The sequence below is a fragment of the Vibrio sp. V12_P9A6T4 genome (assembly GCF_963874835.1).
Classification (GTDB): Bacteria; Pseudomonadota; Gammaproteobacteria; order Enterobacterales; family Vibrionaceae; genus Vibrio; species Vibrio anguillarum.
Window position 1 is genome coordinate 31663 of the sequence record NZ_CAWNJO010000031.1, and the last position, 24455, is coordinate 56117.

Below are 24455 nucleotides of genomic sequence, written 5' to 3' on the forward strand. Positions count from 1 at the left end.
AGCTTCCATCCATTGGGATTTCGGCTTGCAATCATTACTATGATGCTTGATAATCGCCGCACTCTTTGGCTAGCAAGCCAAGAAAACAAATCAATGGAGGCTCTGGTCCTCCCGCAACACTAACTTGTGAACTCGGTCAGGCCCGGAAGGGAGCAGCCGCAGCAGGCGACGTGTGTGCCGGGATGTGGCTGGGGCCTCCACCCTTTTTGTCGCTGACAAACTTTATCCGTACACTCCCGATTTCTTCGTTTCAAAAGCTAATGCAATAATGTTTTATCATATTGCAATCTGAAACATACATTTTGTCCAAAGACATGCTGATTCATTTATAATCAATTATTATTGAAAGTTGATTTATTAATAACTATTGGTTTATGACTATGCTCAATCCTATTTGGTTAAACACTTTTAAAACATTAGTCGATATTGGGCACTTTACTAAAACGGCTGAGTTACTCCATATGACGCAACCCGGGGTAAGCCAGCACATAAATAAACTAGAAGCTGCCTGCGGTTATCCTTTGATAAAGAGATTTAACAAGAAATTTGAGTTAACAATCTATGGGCGTAAAGTTTACGATTATGCTGTCAAACACTTTGAAGAAGAGTTTGAGTTATTACAGAATCTGGCACACGACGAACCTTTCCGTGGTCGCTGTACTATAGGCTGTTCGGGGACTTTCGCGTGGCTGATTTATTCACAATTACTTTCTTTGCAAGTGAGCTATCCAGGCTTATCCATTGAGTTAGAAGCAACGCCAAACCATCGTATATTTGAGCAGATATTGCAGGGGAAACTGGATATAGGTCTAGTGACAAAAGAACCTAACCCTAAATATTTCGCGAGCCGTATTGTTGGTGCGGAGTGTCTTGCTCTTGTATTGCCACTGTCCGCAGACGAAAGCTTGCCTATAAATGACTTGTTAATAGAATTGGGAGTCGTTCGTCATCCAGATTTCGCTCACTACTTCCAAACATATGTCAATCAAGCGAATAATGATTTGCTTCGTCTAGTCGATTTGGAGGATGTTTCGACGCAAAGCTATATTAACCAAGTGCACCAAATATTAGTTCCTATAGCTAAAGGGATTGGTTTTACAGTGGTTCCTCGATGGTGCGTTAACTTGTTCTCGGATAAAGAGCAGCTAAAAATATTCAACATTACCGAAGATATACAAGAACCTGTTTACTTGGTTAGCAAACTTAACTCACCTCTTGCTAGGCGTTATGAGCAAGTCATTGACGTTATTGATCACTCTTTTAAGGCTGTTTGACTTGATTGAGCTCCACATAAGCAGATGATATTGGCATTAAAGCTTCATAGCTGACCTTGCAATAGAAACCAAAAAGGGCTGGTTGTGCTACCTGCCCTTGAAATTTTATTAATGCATCAACGATCGACTATTCGTAATCAGAGGCATAAGTTTCTTCGTATGAGTGCGAGTAAAGCTCAAATAGGTTGCCAAATGGGTCTTCTAGATAAACCATTTTAGCGAGCTTGTTATCATCTTCTGGATGGTAACGCATGATATCCATACGCGCTTTACCGCCATATTGTTCAATGCGCTTAATCGCGCCTTCAAAGTCGTCGGTTTGTAGACAGAAGTGGAAGATACCAAGGCGAGAGAAGTCTACTTCGTGGCGCTCTTCGCGCTTTTTCATTTCAAACAGTTCAACGCCAATACCATCAGTTGTTACTAGATGTGCAATATTGAAACCTTTGAAACCCTCACCAAAAACAGCAATACACATGCGGCCAATCGCTGACTCTCGCTCTTCAATAACTTGTGTATTATTCATAACGATTTTTAAACCCAAAGCTTGAGTGTAGAACTCAACAGCTTTATCCATATCGCCAACCATAATACCGACGTGATTCATTTTCATAATTCGCTCCTAATACCTTTGATTTTTTGGCTTCGTTTCGATAGATCGGAGTATATGGAGATTGATGGATTAAATAAAATTATCAGTAATTATAAAAATGATAAATTATAATTATAAGCGAAACGTAAGATGTCACCGTGTTAGAACCAATACAAATGGCGATAGTAGAAAATGATAATTTTCCGTATTTAAGCCAATCCGTGACAGGCTAATTTAGAAAAATCGTTCCGTTCAGATTTGGCCACACATTTGCTAGTGAGCTAAGTGGTATCGGATATTCAACGGCTCCTCATCCATTGAGTTGAAGAAAAAATCTCTTATTAAGGGATTCTTAAGTTACGTCCGTTATTTTTGTTTACAGAGTAAGCAAAAAGGAAATGCCGATGAAAACCATACGCTCAGCATCTGATCTGCAATTGGCCGTAATTGATCCTTCTCATCCTCGCTGGTTGGAAGCCATACACCTTGTGCGCGAGCGTTATCAGCAAGCGTTTGATGCACGCCTTATTACTTTTATGCCGGCTTATTTAGCTTTGCTTGATAATGACGAAATGAAATCCGTATGCGGTTTTCGCGTAGCGCAGCAAGAGCCTCTATTTCTCGAACAATACCTCGACCAACCTGCCGATGAAATTTTATCGCAGCGTTTTGATTGCCGAGTATCCCGAAGTGCTTTGATTGAATTTGGCCAACTGGCCTCTTTCGGTCGTGGTTTATCGGCGCTGCACTTTACTTTGATCGCTCAACAGCTGGTTGATTTAGGGTATGAATGGTGCGTTTTTACAGCAACGGATCCACTGCATGCTTTGATGCGTCGATTTGGTTTACAACCGATATTGATCGCGAAAGCGTCAGCATCTTGCATTCCTAACGCCAACCAAATTTGGGGCAGTTATTACCAACACAGCCCTCGAATTTTAGCGGGAAATTTGGCGCAGGGGCTGGCGTTGCTCAACCGATTTCATTTAAACCAAAAACAAGCGTGAGGCCTTTGCTATGAACCGAATTTTATCGGCGCTTCATCAACATGCGCAGCAAAAGCCAGATAGCATTGCCTTCATTGGGCACAATGCCAAACAAGAAAAGATAGCGCTGAGCTATCAACAGCTCTTAGAAAAAGTGGAAGCCACAGCACGCACATTGTGCCAGTGGCAGGTTCAGCGTATTGCATTAAAAGCTGAAAATAGTTTGGATTGGGTGATCATCGACCTTGCGGCCATGCACGCAAAAATAGTGCTCGTTCCTGTACCTACTTTCTTTAGTAAGGCCCAGGTTGAACACCTACTGTATGAATCGGGTGTTGATGTTTGCTTAGGTGGTTGGCCAACGCTAGGTGAACCTTTCTCAACGCTCAGTCATCTACCTGCTTTTGTCTATTTGGCGAATCCATCAGCACAGGTGTTGCCTTTGACGCAAAAAATCACCTTTACGTCTGGGTCCACCGGAACGCCGAAAGGGGTGTGTTTGAGTGACGAAAACATGCAAGCGGTCACGCTGGCGATCGCAGAGAAAATGTCCGCGCAAGTTGAGCATCACCTCGTGATGCTGCCTCTCTCAACCTTGTTAGAAAACATCACGGGTGTGTATGTTCCTTTGGTTCTGGGTGTGACATCGACAGTTGTCTGTGGCAGCAAAGTAGGTTTGACCGGTTCTAGCCAGTTCTGTGGTGCAACGTTCGCACTCGCACTGCAACAGTTTCAGCCGTCAAGCTTGGTGCTAACGCCTGCGTTATTGCTGGCATTAATTGAAGTCGTCAAGCAGAGCCCAGCTCTTGCGCTGCCTTTACGCTGGGTTGCCGTGGGCGGGGCGCGAGTGGCTCCCCAATTAATTGACGCAGCTCGCCAGCTCGGCATTCCCGCTTTTGAAGGGTATGGTTTGTCTGAAAGTACTTCGGTCGTGAGTATGAATACACCCCAACAAAATAAGCCGGGGTCGTGTGGACAGGTGCTGTCTCATCTTCAGGTTTCGCTGGCACAAGATGGCGAATTGTTAGTTAAAGGCAACACGGCTTTGGGGTATTTAGGTGAGCCGTTTAGCCACGAGTGGTTGTCAACTGGCGATATGGCCACAATCGATGATGAGGGTTTTTTAACCATCATCGGGCGTAAAAAGAACCTCATCATCACCAGTTTTGGGCGTAACGTGGCCCCTGAATGGATTGAATCTCAAGCATTAGCTTTGATTGCGCACCATCGATTTGTGGTGGTGGGCGACGGGCAGGCAGGCCTCACGGCCGTCAGTGACAGTCCTTTACCTGATCTCGTTACGCGCGTGCAACAGCTCAATAGCGTGTTGCCCGATTACGCACACATCACGCAGCTTTGGTTGGTGAGCGATACTCATTGCTGGCAAAAGTGGCTGACCGCTAATGGTCGCCCAAAACGCTTAGCTATTGAAAACGCACTGCAAGAGGCTCGCTTGGCGCGCCACACCACTAATCCACAGACGGTTTTTATCTCTATTCCTTCCTTCTATTCAATGGCTGAGGAGCTTTAAAATGAGCAAATTTTTCCATATTTTAAAAACACAAACTGAGCCAGCACAGCAGCAGATGTTGCAAGCTCCGGTATTTGATGCCTGCGCAAGAGGAGAGATCAGCCTAGAGATGTATATTCGTTTTCTCACTCAAGCTTATCACCATGTTAAACATACGGTGCCACTGCTGATGGCATGTGGCAGCCGCTTAGGCGATGAATATGAGTGGGTACGAACGGCGATTGCCGAGTACATCGATGAAGAAAAAGGCCACCAAGAGTGGATCTTGAACGATATTAAAGCGTGCGGTGGTGATGTGGACGCAGTGCGTCATAATGAGGGTGCAGGGCGGGTCAGCGCTTCCATCGAACTCATGGTGGCGTATCTCTATCACCAGATTGATCGCGCCAACCCGTTGAGTTTATTTGGCATGGTGTGGGTACTTGAAGGAACCAGTGTGGGTGTCGGTGGGAATATCGCACGGTTAGTCAAACAGCGTTTGGAGCTTCCTGATGCGGCGATGACCTATCTCACTTCGCACAGCGAACTTGACCAAGGGCACATCCGTTTTTTTGAATCGTTAATGAACAACATTCAGTGTGTATCCGATCAAGAGGCCATCATCCGCTCTGCAAACATGGTGTTTGATCTGTATGGGCAGATGCTGCGAGAACTACCGCTTCCTTGCGAGTCAATGGTACATGCAGGTTCGCAAGATTTAGCTTCGCAAGGTGTAAGGTCGCAATATGGATCTTAATCATCAACATGTTTTACTCACCGGCGCTTCCGGTGGTATCGGGCAACGCATCGCATTGCTGCTTGCTAAGCAAGGAGCCAGTCTAGTTCTGGTGGCTCGTGATGGTCAAAAACTCGAGCAACTTCGGCAAACGCTACCCATGCCTGAGAAGCATCTGATTTTGAGTGCAGATTTAAGCACAGAGTCAGGAATAGAGCAGATCAACACCTTCATTCAGCGCTTTTTTATGGGCCAGAAACGAATCAGTGTGGTGATCAATAATGCGGGCATCAACCAGTTTCGCTTATTAGCCAGACGAACCGCAGTTTCAGTGCAACAGGAGCTGCATTTGAATTTACTTGCTCCAATGCAACTGACTCAATCGGCGATACATTGGTTGAATAAACCGGGGATTATTTTAAATATTGGCTCAAGTTTAGGGGCTATTGGTTACCCGGGTTATGCCACGTACTGCGCGACCAAAGCAGGGTTGCACCGTTTTAGTGAAGCGATGCAGCGTGAGCTTGAGGGGACGGGTATCAAGGTACTTTACCTAGCGCCGCGAGCGACCAATACCGAGCTAAATAATGACACGGTGAACCAGTTCAACCAAGCCGTAGGCAACCACTGTGATGAGCCAGAGGTTGTTGCCCAACATGTGCTTAGTATGCTCGAAAGCGAATCAACAACTCGCTGGATTGGCTGGCCTGAAAAAGTGTTGGTGCGATTAAATCAACTATGGCCTGCAGTGATTTCGTCGGCAATTAAAAAGCAGCAAGCGACCATTCTTGCCTTTTTGAACCGTTAAAGCGTGATAATTCAAGGAGAACAACATATGAAAACTGTGTTTAAATGGGCCAGTGCATTGGTCATCTTTGCGGTAAGCACGACACCCGCTTTTGCGATCACTCCTTTAGCTCAGGTTCAATCTGATTGGGCCAAATGCCAATACAAAATGAAGTCGAGCGATGATCAAGAACGTTGTTTTGAGCGTGTCATTATGCGTAACACCTTAGAGATGCAATCAAGCAACAGCCCAGAACTCAAAGTGTGGCTTGCCATCAATAAATCCTCATTAGCGGGCGTAAAAGGTGGGTTGGGTGCGCTATCTTTAGTGAAAGAGGCGAAATTATTGTACGAAGAGGTTATCGATCAAGCGCCTAATACTTTAGATGGCTCGGCTTTTACAAGTTTAGGCACCTTATATTACAAAGTGCCCGGCTGGCCAGTGGCTTTTGGCGACGACGTTAAAGCGGAAGAGTTGCTGCAAAGAGCACTGCTGATTAACCCGACAGGAATTGATGCCAACTATTTTTACGGTGATTTTCTTGCCGAGCAAGGCAGAACCGATGAAGCAAGAAAGTACCTGTTACAAGCACAACAAGCACCAGCAAGGCCACAAAGAGCGCTTGCCGATGCTGGGCGTCAGCAAGAAATTGCTCTTTTGTTGGAGAATTTAAAATAACGTATGCGTTTATTATTAGTCGAAGATGACAAACAACTGGGCGAGTCAATGCAGGTGGCGTTGACTCGCCAAGGTTATACGGTGGATTGGTTAGAAAAAGGTGGCGGCGTGGCGTGTGCGCTCAAAACTGAACAGTTTTCGGCGGTGATCTTGGATTTAACCTTACCGGATATGGATGGTCTTGAGGTGTTGCGCGGCATTAGAAACGCCGGTTATTCGCTGCCTGTAATGATCCTAACGGCGCGTGATGATATTAGCGATCGCGTCAAAGGGTTAGATGGTGGAGCCGATGAATACATAGGTAAACCCTTTGCGCTAGAAGAGCTACTGGCACGTCTACGGCTTATCATTCGTCGCAGCTCGGGCAGCGCCGAGGCTCTGATTTCGATTGGTGATCTGAGCCTCTCTCTTTCCAAGCAGGAGATTGAATATCGTCAGCAACCCCTCAAACTGACGCGTAATGAATATAAAATTCTCGCCAGTTTGATCACTCAAGCAGGGCGAGTGATGAGCAAAGAGCTATTGCAACAAGCGCTTCATGGCTGGGACGAAGGCAGCAGTGACAACGCTATCGAAGTTCACATTCATAACTTGCGTAAAAAAATGCCAGAAAATGTCATCAAAAATATCCGTGGTGTGGGGTATATGATTGAAAAATAAAAAAGTCTTTTCGATTAAACGTCGTTTAACACAGTCGGCTGTATGGTTAAGCGGTGGCTTACTGCTCATTTCTCTTTATTTCAGTTTTTCTACTGCTCAACATGAAGTTGAGGAGGTGTACGATGCGCGCTTAGGTCAATCGGCAAAATTACTGTTGATGGCGACTTCTGTCTCTATAAAAGAAGGAGACAATGCCGATCTTCATCAACAGTTTGATCAGTGGATGCAAAGCATTGAACGTCTTTCGCAAGCCAACAAGGAGATGGCAACGCAGTATGGTCACCCTTATGAGCGGTACATTCTGTTTCAGTTTTATCGAGATGGTCAGTTGATGTATAGCTCTGATAGTCAGCAACCCGCTTTTAGCAGCAATGCCAGCAATAATGGATTTGGCAACGTCACCATTGATGGCCAAACATGGCGTTATTTTCAATTGGCGCAACCTCATCCTGATCACGGTTCGGAATACATTCTGGTTGCGGAAAAACAGAGTATTCGTGATGAAATGGTCAATGAAATTGCACTGTCGACCGCGTTGCCGCAATTGATCCTGATCCCATGCGTTATCTTGGTGCTGGTGATGCTTATTGGCCGAAGTTTCAAACCACTGCAAGAACTAAAATCAGCAATCGCCATTCGCAGTGTCCATAAGTTGGATCGCATTTACGTTACAGAACAAACCACCGAACTCTCACCATTAGTAGAGACACTCAACCAACTGTTGGCTCAATTAGAATTGGCTTGGCAGCGAGAGAAGCGCTTTACGCGTATGGCTGCTCATGAACTTAAAACGCCACTGACGGTATTGAGATTAAATGCCGAAAACGCGATGCTCAGCCAGAATGAGCAGCAACTGAAATATGATCTGGACATGATTCTTAAGGGTATTGAGCGTACTGACCGCCTTATTCATCAGTTGTTGATGTTAGCCAAAGTCGAAAGCACTATGGAGTTGTCATCACAAACGGTCGATCTCTCAGTCTCTATTAAGCAAGTTATCGCAGATCTTGCGCCGTTAGCGTTAAAGCACGACCAACAATTGAGCTTTGAAGGGCAGAGTTTGTCGGTTCAAGGCGACGAGCTATTACTCGGCGTGTTGTTTAAAAACTTAATCGATAATGCGATGCGCTATTCTGGCGTACACAGTCACATTGATATTACGTTGCATGGCGATGATCAGTTTATTCAAGTGAATGTGACTGATAGCGGCCCCAACATCACGAACGAAGCCCGAGAAAAAATATTTGATAACTTTTATCGAGCTAACAGTGAAAAAGGCGATGGGGCAGGGCTTGGAATGTCGATTTGCCGTGATATCGCCGCGCTGCATAATGCCACCGTCGAGTTGCTGCCGAGGCACAACGACAGCAACATCTTCAGGGTTTGTTTTCATATAAGTTAACGGGTTTCTTCTGTTTTTATCCATACTCTTTAGCGGCATGGCGCAAAAATATCTTGCGTTTTCTCGTATGCATTGGTTGATACATCCATAATGCCAAGTAAAGAGTGAAAGAGATTACTGTGAGCATAGGGCTGAGTGGCTGTTTGACGTAAACAGGTTTTATTCACGCCTTTCGTACGGGCGAATCCGTCAGATAACCAGACTAAAAGCGGTACTTGAGTTTGATCATCGGGTGCTAGGCTGTACGGCATGCCATGTAAGAACAGTCCATTTTCTCCCAGCGATTCCCCATGGTCGGAGACATAAATCAATGCGGTGTTGTATTGCGCTTGCAGTGATTTTAGCTTTTCAATCAGCTGCGCCAAAACAAAATCTGTATAACGAATAGTGTTGTCGTAAGTATTCACTATCTGCTCAACGCTGCAATTTTCAATATCCGCTCTTGGGCAATCAGGTTGATATTTAGCCATGTCTTTAGGATAGCGCTTAAAGTAGGTTGGTCCGTGACTTCCAATGATGTGCATGAAAATCATTCGGTTACCAGTTTGGTTGGCAATTTCTTGATCTAAATTGTCTAGCATTGTGATGTCATAACAAGTGCTGCCGTCACATCGGCCTTCTCGCGCAGTTTTATCCAGCTCTTTCTGCGGAATATTTTTCGCGACGCCTTTATCGCCTCCATCATTCTCTTTCCATAAGAGGTCGACGCCTGCGCGCTGCAAGATATCGAGGACGTTGTCTTGGTTATCCGCTTTGGTACGATCAAAATTATGACGATCCATATTGGAAAATAAACAAGGTACAGAGACCGCTGTCGCAGTACCACAAGAGGCGACATCACTGAAAAATATAGGCTGATAAGGCGCGGTATAAGCATTGGTATCACGTGTGTAGCCGTAGTATTGGTAATTTTGTGCGCGAGCCGTTTCTCCTAGCACAAATAAGACTAAGGTTGGTTTTTCTGCATCACGGCTATGGGTAGTTTTCGGTTGCTGCTGCGCATCAGTGCCGATAATTTGATACACCACGGGCTCGGTAAAATAACGATCTTTCACAAGACCGTAAGCGCTATAGACAAAGTGAGTGGGGATGATCATTTTCTTGAGGTAACTATTGTTGCGCCCAACCGACGAATAGTTCTGATAATACAGCGCCGCAATAATGATGATGCCGAGTAAAGAGAGCAATATTGATAGCGCTTTATAGCCTAAAAAGCGGGAAATGGATTTTTCTACTTTAAGTGGCGAAAGCAGTAATAGAACGGCAGGGAGGATGCCCAACGCTGAGATCCAGACAATGGAATAGAGACTGACATAAGAGCCTGCCTCACTGCTATTGGTTTCAACGACATTGATCAACATGTCTCGGTCGACAATCGTGCCGTAATTGTAACTCGCATAACTCACCACAGCAGAAAGGATGAGTAAGACCGCAAAAAAAGGTCTTAGAAAATAAGGCCACGAAAACAATTGGAAAATAACGTTCAGCGCCAAAAAGAAAAAAATCGGTATTGAGAACGCAAACCCCCAATTGAACTGCTCAGCAGCCGAAAAAATCTGTGCCAATTTGGCATAAATAGGGATGTTGAGTACCAAGCTGAAATAGAGAGCAAGCAACAAGGTAATACTTGCGTATGAGAAGCGAGGATTTTTCATTGTGGGTTCCATAACATACCGTGTGATGAGAAGACGTTATGGAACTTATAAAGATCTTTTCTTAATAAAGGCTTAAGAAATTCAATCGTTAGAATGAGATGAGTTTTTGGTAGTTACTTATCTTAGTACCTTGCGCACCTTGTCGAATGCTAAAAGTGATGGCGTAAATACTATTGCCGTTCGTCTTTAGGAGAGTCCATCACCACCATGGTGGTGATCGATTTCACCGTTAAGCACTCACCAAGCACATCGGCGTGAAAACGTTTATAGGCGCTGAGATCTTTGCTTTCGACACGCAGCAAATATTCGTTCATCCCGGTAATGTTGTGGCATTCGACCACCTCCTTGGCGTAGCGCACATGTTCTTCGAAACTGAGCTGCGCTTTTTTAGTATGGCTGTTTAAGCCAATTGCCACATAAGCGACAAACCCGACATCAAGTTGGGTTTTATTTAAGACCGCTCGATAGCCTTTAATGATCTGCTTACGCTCGAGATCCTGCACACGGCGCAACGTGGCGGAGGGCGATAAGCCGATGCGTTCGGCTAGCTCGACATTCGAGACTCGGCCATCAAGTTGTAGCTCTTGCAATATTCTCTCGTCAAATCTGTCCATGGCTTATTTTTATTGCTCAATATTAGTGGTATTGACCAATATAAGCACAATATTGCCAGCCGATACCATTATTATTTGTTCATCATTATTAAATAGAGAAAGAAGATGGATTACACACAATGGTGGCCACTGGTGGCTTTTGCTTTTGTTTCGACCTTTTCACCGGGTCCAAACAACATCATGCTGATGACATCCGGTGCAAATGTGGGCTTTATGCGCACTATTCCGCACATGCTTGGTGTAACGTTTGGTTTTAGCATTATGGTGCTATTGGTTGGTGTTGGGTTAACGGGTTTATTCCATCGTTATCCTATGTTGCAACAAGGCTTGCAAATTGCCTGCACCATTTATTTGGTCTATTTGGCGATAAAAATTGCGCTGAGTAATCCTTCGCAGGGAGAGAAGCAGTATCAACCGATGTCATTTGTTTCGGCTGTACTGTTTCAATGGGTCAACCCCAAAGGTTGGTCGATGGCGCTGACTGCGGTGAGTGTATTTAACCAAAGTGCGAGCTGGGCGCAGTTAATGCTGATTTCATTGGTGTTTGCTTTGGTGAACATTCCGTCGGTCAGTGTTTGGACTGCGGCGGGTAAACAGTTGAGCCACTGGATGAATCACCCAAGTTATGTCCGCTGGTTTAACGGCGCGATGGGTGCGTTGCTGCTACTGTCCGTTGTTCCTATGTTGTAGAGATTTGGTGAGACGTTGCTGTGTGGGAGCATTATCAACGCAGCAAAATAAAGTGGGTACTGAGCGACCCACTTTGTTTCTCTAGTTGCTTGGTGTTAACCGTTCGCTATATTGCCCATAAAATTAACGCCAATATTTGCGGTGAGAGTATGCGCAGGCACATCACTAACGGATAGACAGTGGCGTATGCCAACGCAGAAGCGCCACTGCTCTCGTGCAGCGCATTCGCAAAAGCAAGAGCAGGTGGATCGGTCATCGAGCCTGCTAGCATGCCACAGATGGTGAGATAGTTAATATGGCCTAAAACACGAGCCAGTATTCCGACGGTGATCAATGGAATACCCGTGATTAACATGCCGTAGCCCATCCAACTGACGCCATCGCCTTGCACTAAGGTTTCAACAAAATTACCCCCAGATTTTAACCCGACTACGGCTAAAAACAGCACAATACCAATTTCTCGTAGAGCAAGGTTCGCGCTGGGCGGCATAAACCAATACATTTTGCCAATGCTGCCGATACGCGCCAAAACAAGTGCGACAATCAGCGGTCCTCCAGCTAAGCCGAGCTTAATGGCGGCGGGGAATCCCGGTAGATAAAACGGAATAGATCCGAGTAATACCCCAAGTCCAATCCCAACGAAGACTGGTAGCATCTGCACATGCTGTAATTTTTGGTGCGCGTTGCCGACCATGCCACTGACCGCTTCAATCGCTTCTTGACGCCCGACTAAATTGAGAATGTCGCCAAACTGCAAGGTAGATTGGCTGGTTGGGATAAGCTCAACCCCGGCACGGTTTAAACGCGAAACGACGACGTCGTATTTCTCTTTTAAATCCAGATCGCGCAGCTTTTTACCAAGCACAATCTCGTTGGTGACGACTAAGCGCTGTACTCGCAGCTCCGTGCCGCGTGTCGAAAGTGATGCATCGACCTCTTCGCCAATCACCAAGCGTGCTTTTTCTAACGCTTTTTTATCGCCGACCAGATGAAGCAAATCATTCACTTCAACTCGTGAATCGGGTTTGGGCACGGAAAGATGTTCACCACGTTTGAGGCGCGAGCACACAATATCGCCATCACTGAGCGCGGGAATGTCTTTTAAGAGCAGGCCATTTAAGTTGGGGTTTTTAATCGCAACGTTAATGGTGTGTAAGCTCTCTTTTTTGTGGCCGTTGTGGATCTCAAACTCTTCGGCTTCGGCGTCAACACTGACACGAAAGGCAATTCTGAGCAGCCACATGGTAAGCAAAATACCGCATATGCCAAAGGGGTAAGCAATCGCATAACCCATACCCGTCAGGTCAAGCATGTTCTCTTGGCCACCTAACTCAGTCAGGATTTGTTGCCCCGCGCCTAATGATGGCGTATTGGTGACTGCACCGGAGAATACACCAAGAATAACGGGTAAAGGCACATCAAACAGATAGTAAAGCGCGACCGTCACCACGCAGCCCAGCAACACAATCAGTGCGGCAAAGGCGTTGAGTTTTAGTCCTGAGCTTCGAAGTGAAGAGAAAAAACCGGGTCCGACTTGTATACCAATGGTGTACACAAATAGGATAAGGCCGAACTCTTGAATAAAATGCAACGTATTGTAGTCAAGAACCACACCCCACATGCCTGTAAAGTGGCCGACGAGAATGCCGCCAAACAGCACCCCGCCGATCCCTAAACCAACACCGTAGACGCGCCAATTCCCTATCCACAAACCCAGCACAGCTACCAGCGAGAGAATGCTGATAGAAAGTGCAATGTCACTCATGATGAGTCTCCTGAACAATTAAAAAACGGCTGGTGGGCAAGCTTAATGAACGGCAGGGGTAGGCGTAAGAACTCGGTTAGTGGTTATGTCTACAGCTGGAGGGTTCAAATACGGCATTGAGAAGTCACCTAGTGAAATGAACTCTCGATGTCGTTTTGTGGTTGCCCTGAACTTATGACCAGTAATACTGTAATGAACTACAAATGTTAACTATAGGTATGCAAATTTGTGCACCGGAACGAATATTAAATTTCTCAGATAACTAATTGTTAGATAAGAGTTAAATTTATCCATTTCCTGTGCGTTGCTCACCACTATTTTTATCGAGAAAATAGCCCATACCGCGTTTAGTTTTAATCAGTGCTGATGAGAAAGGGTCATCAATTTTTTTGCGTAGACGACGCATATACACATCGACAACGTTGGTTAGGGGATCTTGATGGAGACCCCAAACATTAGCAAGAATCCGTTCTCGGCTAAAAATATGACCGGGTTTATGCATCAATAGCTCTAATATGGAGAGTTCTTTGGCGGTTAACTCAATGGCTTGCCCTGCCCGTGTTACGGCCATGGTTGATAAGCAGAGCGTTAAGTCTGCAATGTGTAGAGTGGGCATTGGCGCAGAGTCAGAATGTCGACGTTGCAGCGCATCTAGGCGAGCCAGTAACTCTTCAAAATGAAAAGGTTTTGCCAGATAATCATCCGCACCAATGCGTAGGCCCCGAACCCGTTCTTCAACTTCGCCCAGTGCAGAAAGCATCAAAATGCGCACATCAATACCGGCTTCACGTATTTGCTGACAAAGAGTTAATCCATCGGTGTGCGGAAGCATTCGATCTAAAATTAAAATATCGGGCTCGCCGCTTATGAGTGTTTCAAGTGCGTATTGCCCATCATTTAGTCGCTGAATGTGGTGACCTTCTGCTTTGAGCCCTCGCTCAATAAAGTTGGCAATTCTGGCATCATCTTCAATTAAAAGAATTCTCATGATTCTTCCTCTTCCAGTTCAAAGGTAAGTGTAACGGTTGTGCCTTGAGCCAGTTGGCTTTGGAATGCGATGGCTCCGTGTTGCTGCTGCACAATGTTATAAGCCAGCGTTAAACCAATCCCTAAGCCATCAGGGCGATAGCGTTTGCCGTTTTCGGACCGAAAATAGCGTTGGAAAATCTGTGCGAGGTCCTCTTGGTCAATGCCAATACCGTGATCTTGTAATTGAAGATGAAATTGCTTGGGTTCAACTAGCAGAGTGAGCGTAATAGGATGGTGATGTGGATCATAGCGCAATGCATTATCGACGATAATTCGCACGGTCATCAGTAGCTTATCTAAATCAGTATGAAAGATCCGAGCTTGCCAGTTTGCCTGTTGTGGGTGAAGACATTCAAGTTGCACTTGATGCGCGTGAGTTAAAAGGGTGGCTTGTCTCGTCACTGACTGCCATAGGTTCTCTAAGGTGATAGGGCTAAGAGTCGGTTGGAACAGCTTTTCATCTTGACGGATAAGCAGCAATAAATCGTCGATCCGGTAGGAAAGGTGGGTTGCCGATTCATTGATACGCTGTAGCGTTTGTCGATACTCTTCATCACTATTTTGACGACTGCGAAGGGTAATTTGCGCTTCTCCTAAAATGGCCGTTGCGGGAGTACGCAATTCATGGCTGACGTTCGCAAAAAACTCTTTCTGCTGGCGTTTAGCTTGCTCCAATGTTTCGAGTGCATTGGCGAGTTCTTGGGTGCGTGCAGTAACTTCTCGCTCAATGAGTTGACGCGAAGCGATCTCTTTTTGCTGCGCATTTTCAAGGCTTTGTGCCATGTGATTAAAATGCTGCGCTAGGGTTCTGAGCTCACTTGGTCCGCTGACCGATACTCGATGGTTAAGATGGCCTTGTTCTAAAGCTGAAGTGCTTTTTACCAGTTCCGCTAACGGTTTGGATAAGGTGCGTAGTAACCAGCCTCCGAGTAGCAAGCCAAAGACTACCCCCAGTGATGATAAGGTTACAATGACATTTTCTACATCAGATAATGATTTCATCGCTGCGGCTTCATAGCGTGCAGTACGTTGTTTCTGTAGAGAAATAGCTTGATTCAGCAGCTGGCGTAGGTCGGTATTATCCACTTTATCAAAGGTGTCACTGAGTAAAAGCCAGCGATCATTATTGTCTGTGATTTTTGCGATTTCCCAGGATCGAAGCGCTGTTTTTAATCGTCCAAAGTTAGTTTCAAAGAGAGAAATGACTTTTATTTGCTGAGTGATTTCGGCAAAGTCTTGGTTGGTGATACCGTGTTGTTGTGCTTGCTCGGTTAGCAAATAGAGCTCGCTGAGCAAATCTTCAATCTTTGAAAAGCGCATGTCTCGTTTGAGCGTGCTGCCATCTTTCGTCAATAAATACTCGGCAAGCCAAATTTTCAACTGCTGTTTTTCCGTGCTCAACTGCATAAAGCTTTGCAAGATTTGATTGGAGATCTGTCCGCGCTGAATGTGCTCATTAGCGACGTTATTTGACCATAAAGCGGTGCCAGCTTGGGCTAAGATTAGGGTGAGCAACAGAGCCAGTACGAGAGATAATTGATAACGAAACATAATGATCGCCGCATAAATTCAATAGGTGAGCAGAGTAAGCGATCCGTTGGTATTGGGTAAAGAATATTCATCTGAAGTTAATCTAAGCGCATGGTTTAGGTTCATCGAGAGGTCGTAAATTACTCCCATCAACCACATTACTCCCATCAACTAGATAATTAGATAAGGCCTTCATCATGCAACGTACACATAAAAGAATTTCTATTTCAGCATTATTACTCTGCGGGTTGTTACCGCTATCCGCTCAAGCTTCTAACGTATTAGTTAATAACAACATTAACCACCAAGAGGTGCTTGATGCCCAGCAAGCTTGGGGAGAAGCGTTAATCAAGATCAGCCAGACTTATGAACAAAAAGGTCATGCTGAAGCGAAGAAATTGGCACAGCAAGTGTTAGACCAAGCGTATGGCTATCAACAAGGTGCGGTGCTTTTCAAACCTACGCTTGCCAGTGGGGAGCAAACCTTTCGTACAGAAGCGGACGGAGCGCTATCTTATTTTGTCGGCAGTGATAAGCAATACCCACAAGATTCTGGCTTTGCACTAAAAGGTTGGAAGGAGTATAGCTTTGATAACGCAGCAGTCTACATCAACGGCGATGTGGCCTTAACCATGGGGCATGTTAAGCTCATCGACAATAAAGGAAAGCAAACCGTGGTGGATAAAAGCTGGGCATTTAAGAAAGATGAACAGGGCCAACTGCGAATTGTTCTGCACCATTCATCACTGCCTTTTCAACCTTAATTGAGGGGAAAGCTTTTAGATGTGGGTGATGGTAATACACCCACATCGTAGACCTTTCTGTTGTGCCAGTTAAACGCCAGCACGCTTGAGCAGGCCAGCCATCAGTGGCGAGCTTGAACGAACCTGTTTTGATTTGTTCTGTAATGTTTTAGCTAGCGTCGGGTTATTGATGCTTTTGGCAATGTAGGCCATTGAATGATAGAAATCTCCTGCGGATTTCATTTTATTGGCGTCATTTAATGGTGCTAACAACTGCACCATGGTTGTGCCACTCATTGCTTGTTGGGTGGCGTACTCTTGTACTGCATCGAGTAGAAGATCGAGATCGACCATCGCTTCGGCACTTTCCACACCATGTTTTTTCATCTCTTTGCGGTTACGTTTACGCATTTGCTTAATGACAAAGGCCGGTTTGTTGAGCTTTTTAAAAGCAAAGTAACCAAGAACGACTGCAAGCACGACACCGCCCGCCACATAACCCCAAATAGAACCGGAAGATTCAACAACAGGCTTTAGGGTTTCAACGGTATATTCAACGGTAGTGGGTGTATCAGACATTATTATTTCCTTAGAATGCAGCTTCAAAATCAGAAGCTATTAATTAATCTGGCAGGGGGAAAAGCGCCTTGCGATGAATCAAAGATTCATGAAAAGGAGAGCTTCTGCCTCACATTACTCTCTTTTTGGGGTGAGGAGGCAAGAAAGCAAGTCCATTTTAGGGATTATTAATGAGTTTGTTGATAATTGTGCGAGTTGGTCACACAAATTACGCCATTGCCTCTGTGTGTATGAGCTTAGCGAGGTGATATAAAGATTGAAATGCACAGTCGTCATGAGGTTTAATGTTACGGTAACATTCAGTTGGAAAACAGAATAAAAATGAGCAGTATGCAACGTAAAACTAGGCCTACCCTGCAAGATATCGCAGACCGCGTGGGGGTGACGAAAATGACCGTTTCCCGTTTTCTACGCGACCCCAATTCGGTCGCATTGGCAACCCAAGAAAAAATTGCCGCAGTGATTGAAGAATTAGGTTATATACAAAATCGCGCCCCGGCGATGTTGTCGAAATCGTCAAGTAAGGCGATTGGTATTCTTCTGCCTTCCTTGTCAAATCAAGTGTTTGCCAATTTAGTTCAAGGGATTGAGTCGGTAACCAAAGCAAGAGGTTACGATACACTTATTGCCCACTTTGGTTATAACGTGCAAGAAGAGGAGGAGAAAATTGCCTCGTTGCTGTCGTATCAAGTCGATGGTCTTATTTTGACCGAAACGCACCACTCCGAACGTACCATTCAAATGCTAAAAGCGGCGGGTGTGCCAGTGGTTGAAACGATGGAGCTGCCAGACAAGCCGATCAATATGGCGGTGGGGTTGGATCACGAACAGGCCTCGTATCATGTGGTGACGCAGATGATTGATAGTGGGAAACAGCATATTGCCTATCTCGGTGCGCGTCTTGATACTCGAACGCAGTTACGGATGAATGGCTATGATCGTGCAATGCAAGATGCAGGCTTAACCGCAGTTCATATCCTAACTCAAGAGCATTCAAGCTTTACTCTCGGCGGTGATTTACTCGAACAAGCCCTAGAAGAGAGGCCAGAGATCAACGGTATCTTCTGTACTAATGATGACATTGCAATTGGTGCCATGATGAAGTGTGCACATCGAGGGCTGAAGATTCCTCAAGATATTGCAATTGTGGGGTATAACGCGCTCGATATAGGTCAAGCGATTTCGCCAAAGCTAACCAGCGTCGAAACGCCTCGGTTTGAGATTGGTAAGAAAAGCGCTGAGCTATTATTATCTGCACTGGCTGGTGAAGTGATTGAGCCGAAAGTGTTCGACTTAGGCTTTAGTGTCACCGATGGCGAGAGCTTGTAGTCAGCTTGTTATTCAGCCATTGAAGTGGTTGGGTTTTTCACTTCAATGGCTACATCAAGCTCATGTTGTATCAATTAGGGTAGAGGAACGAAGCCCCTTGATTGGCGGCAGAGACATTATCTCGGCACACTTTAAACAGATCGCGCCCCCAAGTTTGCTGTGTGAGCTCAGTATCACAAGTGGCGATATCGCGGCCTTCGGTTGGCGTTAAGTTCTCTAATCGGCCTGTCACCGCATCGACGCGGATCCTATCTCCCTCTTCAATAAGCGCAATTGCGCCGCCTCTTAATGCTTCCGGTGAGACGTGAATAGCCGCAGGAATTTTGCCAGAAGCGCCGGACAAACGACCATCGGTCACTAACGCAACCTGATAGCCCGCTTTTTGTAAGTTGCCCAAAATCGGCATTAACTTATGCAGCTCAGGCATGCCATTGGCTGCTGGCCCATTGAAGCGGACTACAACCACGCAATCTTGATTGAGCTCGTCGCGTTGATACGCCTGCTCAACCTGATGTTGGCAAGCGAACACTTTGGCGGGCGCTTCAACAATGCGATGTTGCTCAGCCACGGCAGAGACTTTGATCACCGCTTGCCCAAGGTTACCCGATAACACTTTAATGCCACCAGAGCGCTGAAATACCTTATCAGGTAGGGCGATTACCGAGGGGTTTTTAGTTTGAGTACATGCTTGCCATTCTAGAGTATGGCCCACTAATTGCGGTGATTTTAGCTGATCTGCAAATTCACCAAACACAGGTTTTACGTCGCTGTGAAGTAGCTGCGCTTGATGCAGACGCGTCATCAACATGGGTACGCCGCCTGCGAGCTCAAATTCATTGATATCTGCCGAACCATTGGGATAAACATTTACCACCAGAGGAACGACGTCAGACAGATCACTGATATCTTGCCAAGTCAGCACAATACCCGCCGCGCGAGCGACAGCCAGTAAATGAATGGTATGGTTTGAACTGCCACCAGAGGCGAGCAAAGCCACTAGGCCATTGACTACGCTTTTTTCGGTTACCACCTCATAAAGTGGACGGAAATGCGCCGTACCATCGCTCATGGCGGCAAGGCGGATCGCGGCATGTTGCGTCAATGCAAGGCGCAATGGAGAAAAGGGAGCGACAAACGCTGACCCTGCCAGCATTAAACCCATCGCCTCAAACACTAATTGGTTGGTATTGGCGGTGCCGTAGAAAGTGCAAGTGCCCGGGGAGTGATACGAAGCGCACTCCATATTCAGCAGCGCGCTATCATCAACCAAACCTGCCGCGTGTTTTTGGCGAACATCGACTTTCTCATCATTAGTAATGCCAGTGGACATTGGCCCTGCGGGAATAAAAGCCGTTGGTAGGTGCGCAAACGCCAGCGCGCCCATCAGTTGTCCGGGCGCAATTTTATCGCAAATACCGAGCAGTAATGTGCCATCAAACATATTGTGGCTGAGTGAAAATGCCGTGGCTTGTGCAATCAAATCGCGTGAGAACAACGACATATCCATGCCTGCTTGGCCTTGCGTTACGCCATCACACATCGCAGGAACGCCGCCAGCAACTTGAGCCGTGTGGCCAAATGGGGCGAGCACTTTTTTGATTTGCTCAGGGTAATCTTTATACACTTGGTGCGCGCTAAGCATGTCGTTGTATGCTGTGATAATGGCTAAGTTAGAACGCGTTAAATCGAGAATGTGCGCTTTTTCTTGAGAGCAAGAGGCGGCGACGGCATGAGCCAAATTACCACAAGAGAGTGACGCTTTACCCTTGCCACTGTGCTGCTGTGCCTTGGCGCGGTTGAGAAACTCATCACGAAAAGTACGGCTGCGTTGAATAATTCGTTCGGTGACGGCTGTGATGGTTGGGTTTAAGGCTGTACTCATGCTGACACCTTTTGACCATCTAAAGTGAGCTCGCGCAATGCCACTAGGGCGCGCTCTACAACCTCATCAATATCCGTATCGATATCAACGATAGCGACTTTCACTTCGTTGTCGGGGCGCTCTAACGTATTGAACTGGCTTTCCACCATGTTCGCTTTCATAAAGTGGCCTTTACGCGCTTGCATGCGCTTCATGATTAAATCAAAACTGCCATCGAGAAAGAGAAAGGTCACATTTTGGTTACCGTCACGGATTTGATCGCGGTAGGTTTTTTTCAACGCAGAGCAAACAATCACGCCGTGCTCATTTTTACTCTCTAAGCTAAAAGCCGCGTCACGGATGCGCTCTAGCCAAGGTTTGCGATCGTCATCATTTAGCGGCTCTCCGCCTGCCATTTTGAGAATGTTGGCTTTTGGATGAAGGTCGTCACCGTCGATGAATTTCGCCCCTAATTTCTGGGCCAGTTTCGCGCCTACAGTGCTTTTTCCGCAGGCGCATACGCCCATTACAATAATGCTACTACCAGTCATACGGACTCCTTGAGTGGTATTCTGAGCTGGATCTCATTTTTTAAATTCACTTGGAAATATGACTTTATCTTATCTATGTTATCGGTAACATGTTACCCGTAACTTAGAGATTTGTGAACTGAAACACAAACAAAACAATACGTGATATAAGGTGAAGAACATGGAATTGATGACTCAAAGCAGTAACCCTGCTTACCTATTAGCAATCGCGGGATGTGCGATTGCAGCACTACTGATTTTAATCATGAAGTTGAAGATACACGCCTTCGCTTCATTAACCTTAGTCAGCCTTGGCACTGCAATTGCCACCGGTGTTGCGGCGGAAAAAGTGGTCCCAACCATGATGTCTGGTTTTGGTGGAACCCTAGCCTCCGTTGCTTTGCTGGTCGGCTTAGGTGCGATGATTGGCAAAATTTTAGAAGTGACGGGCGGTGCTAAAGTGCTGGCCGATACCTTGATAGGCCGCTTTGGTGAAGAAAAAGCGCCGTTTGCACTGGGTATTGCTTCATTACTGTTTGGTTTTCCCATCTTCTTTGATGCGGGATTGATCGTGATGATGCCGATCATCTTTAGTGTAGCGAAGCGCTTTGGTGGCTCACCATTGAAATACGCGCTGCCTTCAGCTGGTGCTTTTGCCGTGATGCATGCCTTTGTGCCGCCTCATCCTGGGCCTGTTGCGGCTTCAGATCTTTTAGGTGCTGATCTTGGTCTGTTGCTGATTGTTGGTATCTTGGTCGCGATTCCTACTTGGTATTTTGGCGCTTACCTCTTTGGCCTGTATGCGGGTAAGAAATTTGATATTCCACTCTCTAAAGCGTTTTTTAATACCGAGCAAATTATTGATGAAAATAAATTGCCAAAATTTGCCACGGTATTAGCGATTTTAGTGATGCCAGTGCTGCTCATTTTTATGGATACAGGTCTTAATACCCTTGCGGTAGCAGGCGTGATTGACGGTAAAGCGCCATTGGTTGAATTCTTACGCATGTTGGGTAAAACCCCGGTGGCCCTGTTGCTGACTCTGCTAACTTGTTTACTGGTGTTTGCCAAAGATTTTGGAATGAACAAGCTGGAAAAACTGTGCAGTGACTCGTTAGCGCCTATCTGTGCGGTAATTCTTGTGACAGGTGCGGGCGGCATGTTTGGTGGTGTGTTACGCGCCAGTGGCATTGGCCAAGCATTGGCTGAAGTGTTATCCGATACAGGCATGCCTATCATAGTTGCGGCGTTTGTTATCGCAACTTGCTTACGTGTGGCGCAAGGTTCTGCCACCGTGGCATTAACCACCACCGCCGCTTTGATTGCGCCAATTGTGGCACAAACCACGGGTTTGAGTGAGTTGGATTTATGTTTTATCGTGATTGCGATTGCTGGTGGTGCAACGGTACTATCTCACTTTAATGACTCAGGCTTCTGGCTGGTTTCTCGCTTGATGGAAATGGATGAGAAAACCACACTCAAAACTTGGACTGTGATGGAAACACTGCTTGGTAGCATCGCGTTTGTGATTGTCGCTGTCCTAAGCTTCTTATTATAAAAAGCGTTTTACTATAAGGTTATGAAATGAAAACTCTTGAACAACGATTGAAAGAAATCAAAATCGTCCCTGTGATTGCGATTAATGATGCTAGCCAAGCGGTCCCTTTGGCCAAAGTATTGGTTGAAAATGGGTTGCCATGCGCGGAAGTGACCTTTAGAACAGAAGCGGCTGCAGAATCGATTCGTTTGATGCGTGCCGCCTACCCAGAGATGCTGATTGGCGCAGGGACAGTACTGACCACGGCGCAAGTAGACCAAGCCATTGAAGCGGGCGTGGACTTTGTAGTCAGCCCCGGTTTTAACCCAACCACGGTGAGATATTGCCAACAGCGTCATGTGGCAATTGTTCCGGGCGTCAATAACCCAAGTTTGGTTGAGCAAGCGATGGAAATGGGTTTGCGCACATTGAAATTCTTCCCAGCCGAGCCTTCAGGTGGCGTGGCCATGCTCAAAGCATTGACGGCCGTTTATCCGGTCAATTTCATGCCAACAGGTGGCGTTAGCCCAAGTAACGTTCAAGACTATTTATCGATTAAATCCGTAGTGGCGTGTGGCGGTACGTGGATGGTACCGACAGATCTAATGGATAAAGGTGATTGGCAGGGAATTGCGGAATTGGTGAAAGCGCTATAACCCTTTCTATTTTCTTTAAGAACAACGGCTTGCTTCGGTAAGCCGTCTTCTCCTTTTATGCGCACCTCCGACCATTAACGATAAAAGTAATCGAGAGTAACGCGCGATCAAAAATCTCGTTACAATTGTTCTCCTACTCATTTCACGATAAGCCAAGCTATGTACGCAAACCGACGCGCAGAATTAATTTTAGTTATCACGACCTTATTGGCCGCTGCGGGCTGGGTGTTTTCCAAACAAGCCATTCAAGGCCTACCGCCTTTTGGCTTTATTGGCGTGCGTTTTCTTTTAGCGTCGCTGTGCCTACTGCCATTTTGTCTTAAAGCGCTGCGCCAAGCTTCACTGCACGATTGTTTAAAATCGATGAGTGTGGGCGTGTTGCTAGGTGGCTCGATTTTTTGCTGGATACACGCGATTTCCATTAGCGATACGCTAGGAGAGGGCGCATTCATCATGAGCCTCTCTATGCTGTTTGTTCCGTTATTAGCATGGCCGCTGTTTGGCACTAAACCGGCGCGCGCATTTTGGTTGTCGCTACCCATTGCACTGATTGGGCTTTTTTTACTGTCGTGGAACGGGGAGTGGGTTGTTGCGACCAGCCAGCTGTGGTTTATGGCTGCTGCTTTTAGCTTGGCATTGCATTTTAACTTTAACAGCCGTTTTTCGGCTAATCTGCCGCCGATGTTGCTCACTACATTACAGCTGTTTGTTGGCGGCTGCCTTGGGGTATTACTCTCTTTACTGTTTGAGTCATGGCCAGATCAAATAAGTTTGATGACATGGAAGTGGCTTGCTCTGAGCGTATTACTCGCCACCAGTTTGCGGTATTTGATGCAAACTGTAGGTCAAAAGCACGCCAACCCCACCAATGCGGCCATATTAATGCTGCTTGAACCAATCTGGACACTGGTTCTGAGCGTGCTGATTTATGATGAATCGATGCCAGCGAATAAGATTTTCGGCTGCGGCTTGCTGCTCTGTTCGCTTCTTTTCTATCGAATGGGCCATTTTCGTCATCGCTAAAATCATCGCTAATCTTTCAAAACGGTTTTGCTGCATAGTTTCTAGAGCTAAGGTGGGTTGGGCTGTAGTCATTGAATGCCTCTTTATCACAATGTGGTGCTATTGTGCATCGTCTAAAGGTTGACAAATATGCTTTTTGGCAGCTTATCAGCAGGGTTGTTGATAAAGGTTTGCGCTTTGTTTTCAATGAAGTGAACGTATTTTAGATTATCGCTTAAAGCAGATGAGTATTTTTGCTTTATCTACAGAGAAAGAGAAAATCTTTTATGACGTAAAAAAGCCCGATAAG

Annotated in this window: 23 protein-coding genes and 1 other RNA gene; 15 read left to right on the top strand and 9 right to left on the bottom strand. The window is 46.0% G+C overall.

The window, feature by feature from the left end:
- Positions 1 to 100 precede the first annotated feature (100 nt).
- Positions 101 to 197, top strand: an RNA gene (gene ffs / locus AACQ42_RS01955) — signal recognition particle sRNA small type.
- Between the two features lie 177 nt (positions 198 to 374).
- Positions 375 to 1274, top strand: coding sequence for a LysR family transcriptional regulator (locus AACQ42_RS01960; RefSeq protein ID WP_094165989.1), 900 nt, complete (start codon positions 375 to 377; stop codon positions 1272 to 1274).
- Positions 1275 to 1401: 127 nt separating this feature from the next.
- Here AACQ42_RS01960 and AACQ42_RS01965 read toward each other — a convergent pair whose 3' ends face one another.
- Positions 1402 to 1887 (bottom strand): VOC family protein, encoded by a 486-nt coding sequence (locus AACQ42_RS01965; RefSeq protein WP_094165990.1) that lies wholly within the window; start codon positions 1885 to 1887, stop codon positions 1402 to 1404.
- A gap of 377 nt (positions 1888 to 2264) precedes the next feature.
- Between AACQ42_RS01965 and AACQ42_RS01970 the strand changes: the two genes are divergently transcribed.
- The 7 genes from AACQ42_RS01970 to AACQ42_RS02000 are packed head-to-tail and all read left to right on the top strand — an operon-like array spanning position 2265 to position 8625.
- The gene (locus tag AACQ42_RS01970) at positions 2265 to 2873 is read left to right on the top strand and encodes a thermostable hemolysin (RefSeq protein ID WP_094165991.1); all 609 of its coding nucleotides are present in this window, start codon (positions 2265 to 2267) and stop codon (positions 2871 to 2873) included.
- 10 nt (positions 2874 to 2883) lie between these two features.
- Positions 2884 to 4383: an AMP-binding protein gene (locus tag AACQ42_RS01975; RefSeq protein ID WP_094165992.1), complete on the top strand. Its 1500-nt coding sequence runs from the start codon at positions 2884 to 2886 to the stop codon at positions 4381 to 4383.
- Position 4384: 1 nt separating this feature from the next.
- Positions 4385 to 5119, top strand: a complete 735-nt coding sequence (locus tag AACQ42_RS01980; RefSeq protein WP_013856451.1) for a TenA family transcriptional regulator — start codon at positions 4385 to 4387, stop codon at positions 5117 to 5119.
- Entirely contained in the window at positions 5109 to 5906 is a 798-nt protein-coding gene (locus tag AACQ42_RS01985) for an SDR family oxidoreductase (RefSeq protein ID WP_094123787.1), read from the top strand. Before AACQ42_RS01980 ends, AACQ42_RS01985 begins: the two co-directional genes overlap by 11 nt.
- A gap of 27 nt (positions 5907 to 5933) precedes the next feature.
- Positions 5934 to 6563, top strand: coding sequence for a tetratricopeptide repeat protein (locus AACQ42_RS01990; protein ID WP_170907008.1), 630 nt, complete (start codon positions 5934 to 5936; stop codon positions 6561 to 6563).
- Positions 6564 to 6566: 3 nt separating this feature from the next.
- On the top strand, positions 6567 to 7223 hold the full coding sequence (locus AACQ42_RS01995; protein WP_013856454.1) for a response regulator: 657 nt from the start codon (positions 6567 to 6569) through the stop codon (positions 7221 to 7223).
- Positions 7213 to 8625, top strand: a complete 1413-nt coding sequence (locus AACQ42_RS02000) for a sensor histidine kinase (protein ID WP_094165994.1) — start codon at positions 7213 to 7215, stop codon at positions 8623 to 8625. Before AACQ42_RS01995 ends, AACQ42_RS02000 begins: the two co-directional genes overlap by 11 nt.
- Positions 8626 to 8654: 29 nt before the next feature.
- Here AACQ42_RS02000 and AACQ42_RS02005 read toward each other — a convergent pair whose 3' ends face one another.
- Both AACQ42_RS02005 and AACQ42_RS02010 read right to left on the bottom strand, forming a co-directional pair.
- Positions 8655 to 10292 (bottom strand): phosphoethanolamine transferase, encoded by a 1638-nt coding sequence (locus AACQ42_RS02005; protein WP_094165995.1) that lies wholly within the window; start codon positions 10290 to 10292, stop codon positions 8655 to 8657.
- 158 nt (positions 10293 to 10450) lie between these two features.
- A complete protein-coding gene (locus AACQ42_RS02010) occupies positions 10451 to 10894 on the bottom strand; it encodes an Lrp/AsnC family transcriptional regulator (protein ID WP_019280913.1) in 444 nt (147 codons plus the stop codon).
- Between the two features lie 105 nt (positions 10895 to 10999).
- Between AACQ42_RS02010 and AACQ42_RS02015 the strand changes: the two genes are divergently transcribed.
- Complete coding sequence (locus tag AACQ42_RS02015) at positions 11000 to 11584, top strand: LysE family translocator (RefSeq protein WP_013856459.1); 585 nt, start codon at positions 11000 to 11002, stop codon at positions 11582 to 11584.
- 106 nt (positions 11585 to 11690) lie between these two features.
- On the opposite strand, the gene AACQ42_RS02020 is transcribed toward AACQ42_RS02015, so the two are convergent.
- The 3 genes from AACQ42_RS02020 to AACQ42_RS02030 form a co-directional block, all read right to left on the bottom strand.
- Entirely contained in the window at positions 11691 to 13349 is a 1659-nt protein-coding gene (locus tag AACQ42_RS02020) for a putative transporter (RefSeq protein WP_026027818.1), read from the bottom strand.
- A 286-nt stretch (positions 13350 to 13635) separates the two neighbouring features.
- Positions 13636 to 14337 carry a response regulator transcription factor gene (locus AACQ42_RS02025; protein WP_013856461.1) on the bottom strand — a complete coding sequence of 234 codons (702 nt, stop codon included), beginning with the start codon at positions 14335 to 14337 and terminating at the stop codon, positions 13636 to 13638.
- Entirely contained in the window at positions 14334 to 15929 is a 1596-nt protein-coding gene (locus tag AACQ42_RS02030; protein WP_094165996.1) for a sensor histidine kinase, read from the bottom strand. Before AACQ42_RS02030 ends, AACQ42_RS02025 begins: the two co-directional genes overlap by 4 nt.
- 176 nt (positions 15930 to 16105) lie before the next feature.
- Here AACQ42_RS02030 and AACQ42_RS02035 point away from each other — a divergent pair, with 176 nt between their 5' ends.
- Positions 16106 to 16672, top strand: a complete 567-nt coding sequence (locus AACQ42_RS02035; RefSeq protein WP_094147482.1) for a phosphoribosyl-AMP cyclohydrolase — start codon at positions 16106 to 16108, stop codon at positions 16670 to 16672.
- A gap of 69 nt (positions 16673 to 16741) precedes the next feature.
- Here AACQ42_RS02035 and AACQ42_RS02040 read toward each other — a convergent pair whose 3' ends face one another.
- Positions 16742 to 17230 (bottom strand): hypothetical protein, encoded by a 489-nt coding sequence (locus tag AACQ42_RS02040; RefSeq protein WP_010319103.1) that lies wholly within the window; start codon positions 17228 to 17230, stop codon positions 16742 to 16744.
- Between the two features lie 321 nt (positions 17231 to 17551).
- On the opposite strand from AACQ42_RS02040, the gene AACQ42_RS02045 reads away from it, so the two are divergent.
- Positions 17552 to 18559: a substrate-binding domain-containing protein gene (locus tag AACQ42_RS02045; protein WP_064625630.1), complete on the top strand. Its 1008-nt coding sequence runs from the start codon at positions 17552 to 17554 to the stop codon at positions 18557 to 18559.
- 70 nt (positions 18560 to 18629) lie between these two features.
- Here the strand turns inward: AACQ42_RS02045 and edd are convergent, their stop codons facing one another.
- Positions 18630 to 20441 (bottom strand): phosphogluconate dehydratase, encoded by a 1812-nt coding sequence (edd, locus tag AACQ42_RS02050; protein WP_094165997.1) that lies wholly within the window; start codon positions 20439 to 20441, stop codon positions 18630 to 18632.
- Entirely contained in the window at positions 20438 to 20971 is a 534-nt protein-coding gene (locus AACQ42_RS02055; protein ID WP_013856467.1) for a gluconokinase, read from the bottom strand. The genes edd and AACQ42_RS02055 overlap by 4 nt, the downstream gene beginning before the upstream one ends.
- Positions 20972 to 21131: 160 nt before the next feature.
- Here AACQ42_RS02055 and AACQ42_RS02060 point away from each other — a divergent pair, with 160 nt between their 5' ends.
- The 3 genes from AACQ42_RS02060 to AACQ42_RS02070 all read left to right on the top strand — a co-directional run bounded on the left by AACQ42_RS02060 (position 21132) and on the right by AACQ42_RS02070 (position 24166).
- Entirely contained in the window at positions 21132 to 22508 is a 1377-nt protein-coding gene (locus AACQ42_RS02060) for a GntP family permease (protein WP_094165998.1), read from the top strand.
- A 26-nt stretch (positions 22509 to 22534) separates the two neighbouring features.
- Entirely contained in the window at positions 22535 to 23143 is a 609-nt protein-coding gene (locus tag AACQ42_RS02065) for a bifunctional 4-hydroxy-2-oxoglutarate aldolase/2-dehydro-3-deoxy-phosphogluconate aldolase (RefSeq protein ID WP_017047051.1), read from the top strand.
- A 159-nt stretch (positions 23144 to 23302) separates the two neighbouring features.
- Positions 23303 to 24166, top strand: coding sequence for a DMT family transporter (locus AACQ42_RS02070; RefSeq protein ID WP_017045125.1), 864 nt, complete (start codon positions 23303 to 23305; stop codon positions 24164 to 24166).
- Positions 24167 to 24455 lie beyond the last annotated feature (289 nt).

What these genes read in the sequence shown, in the direction of transcription:
- AACQ42_RS02020 (WP_026027818.1), bottom strand. Translation starts at nt 13,349, where the DNA reads ATGAGTGACATTGCACTTTCTATCAGCATTCTCTCGCTGGTAGCTGTG.
- AACQ42_RS02025 (WP_013856461.1), bottom strand. Translation starts at nt 14,337, where the DNA reads ATGAGAATTCTTTTAATTGAAGATGATGCCAGAATTGCCAACTTTATT.
- AACQ42_RS02040 (WP_010319103.1), bottom strand. Translation starts at nt 17,230, where the DNA reads ATGTCTGATACACCCACTACCGTTGAATATACCGTTGAAACCCTAAAG.
- AACQ42_RS02055 (WP_013856467.1), bottom strand. Translation starts at nt 20,971, where the DNA reads ATGACTGGTAGTAGCATTATTGTAATGGGCGTATGCGCCTGCGGAAAA.
- AACQ42_RS02065 (WP_017047051.1), top strand. Translation starts at nt 22,535, where the DNA reads ATGAAAACTCTTGAACAACGATTGAAAGAAATCAAAATCGTCCCTGTG.
- AACQ42_RS02045 (WP_064625630.1), top strand. Translation starts at nt 17,552, where the DNA reads ATGAGCAGTATGCAACGTAAAACTAGGCCTACCCTGCAAGATATCGCA.
- AACQ42_RS02035 (WP_094147482.1), top strand. Translation starts at nt 16,106, where the DNA reads ATGCAACGTACACATAAAAGAATTTCTATTTCAGCATTATTACTCTGC.
- edd (WP_094165997.1), bottom strand. Translation starts at nt 20,441, where the DNA reads ATGAGTACAGCCTTAAACCCAACCATCACAGCCGTCACCGAACGAATT.
- AACQ42_RS02060 (WP_094165998.1), top strand. Translation starts at nt 21,132, where the DNA reads ATGGAATTGATGACTCAAAGCAGTAACCCTGCTTACCTATTAGCAATC.
- AACQ42_RS02010 (WP_019280913.1), bottom strand. Translation starts at nt 10,894, where the DNA reads ATGGACAGATTTGACGAGAGAATATTGCAAGAGCTACAACTTGATGGC.
- AACQ42_RS01985 (WP_094123787.1), top strand. Translation starts at nt 5,109, where the DNA reads ATGGATCTTAATCATCAACATGTTTTACTCACCGGCGCTTCCGGTGGT.
- AACQ42_RS01980 (WP_013856451.1), top strand. Translation starts at nt 4,385, where the DNA reads ATGAGCAAATTTTTCCATATTTTAAAAACACAAACTGAGCCAGCACAG.
- AACQ42_RS01995 (WP_013856454.1), top strand. Translation starts at nt 6,567, where the DNA reads ATGCGTTTATTATTAGTCGAAGATGACAAACAACTGGGCGAGTCAATG.
- AACQ42_RS01970 (WP_094165991.1), top strand. Translation starts at nt 2,265, where the DNA reads ATGCCGATGAAAACCATACGCTCAGCATCTGATCTGCAATTGGCCGTA.
- AACQ42_RS02015 (WP_013856459.1), top strand. Translation starts at nt 11,000, where the DNA reads ATGGATTACACACAATGGTGGCCACTGGTGGCTTTTGCTTTTGTTTCG.
- AACQ42_RS01975 (WP_094165992.1), top strand. Translation starts at nt 2,884, where the DNA reads ATGAACCGAATTTTATCGGCGCTTCATCAACATGCGCAGCAAAAGCCA.
- AACQ42_RS01960 (WP_094165989.1), top strand. Translation starts at nt 375, where the DNA reads ATGACTATGCTCAATCCTATTTGGTTAAACACTTTTAAAACATTAGTC.
- AACQ42_RS01990 (WP_170907008.1), top strand. Translation starts at nt 5,934, where the DNA reads ATGAAAACTGTGTTTAAATGGGCCAGTGCATTGGTCATCTTTGCGGTA.
- AACQ42_RS01965 (WP_094165990.1), bottom strand. Translation starts at nt 1,887, where the DNA reads ATGAAAATGAATCACGTCGGTATTATGGTTGGCGATATGGATAAAGCT.
- AACQ42_RS02070 (WP_017045125.1), top strand. Translation starts at nt 23,303, where the DNA reads ATGTACGCAAACCGACGCGCAGAATTAATTTTAGTTATCACGACCTTA.
- AACQ42_RS02030 (WP_094165996.1), bottom strand. Translation starts at nt 15,929, where the DNA reads ATGTTTCGTTATCAATTATCTCTCGTACTGGCTCTGTTGCTCACCCTA.
- AACQ42_RS02005 (WP_094165995.1), bottom strand. Translation starts at nt 10,292, where the DNA reads ATGGAACCCACAATGAAAAATCCTCGCTTCTCATACGCAAGTATTACC.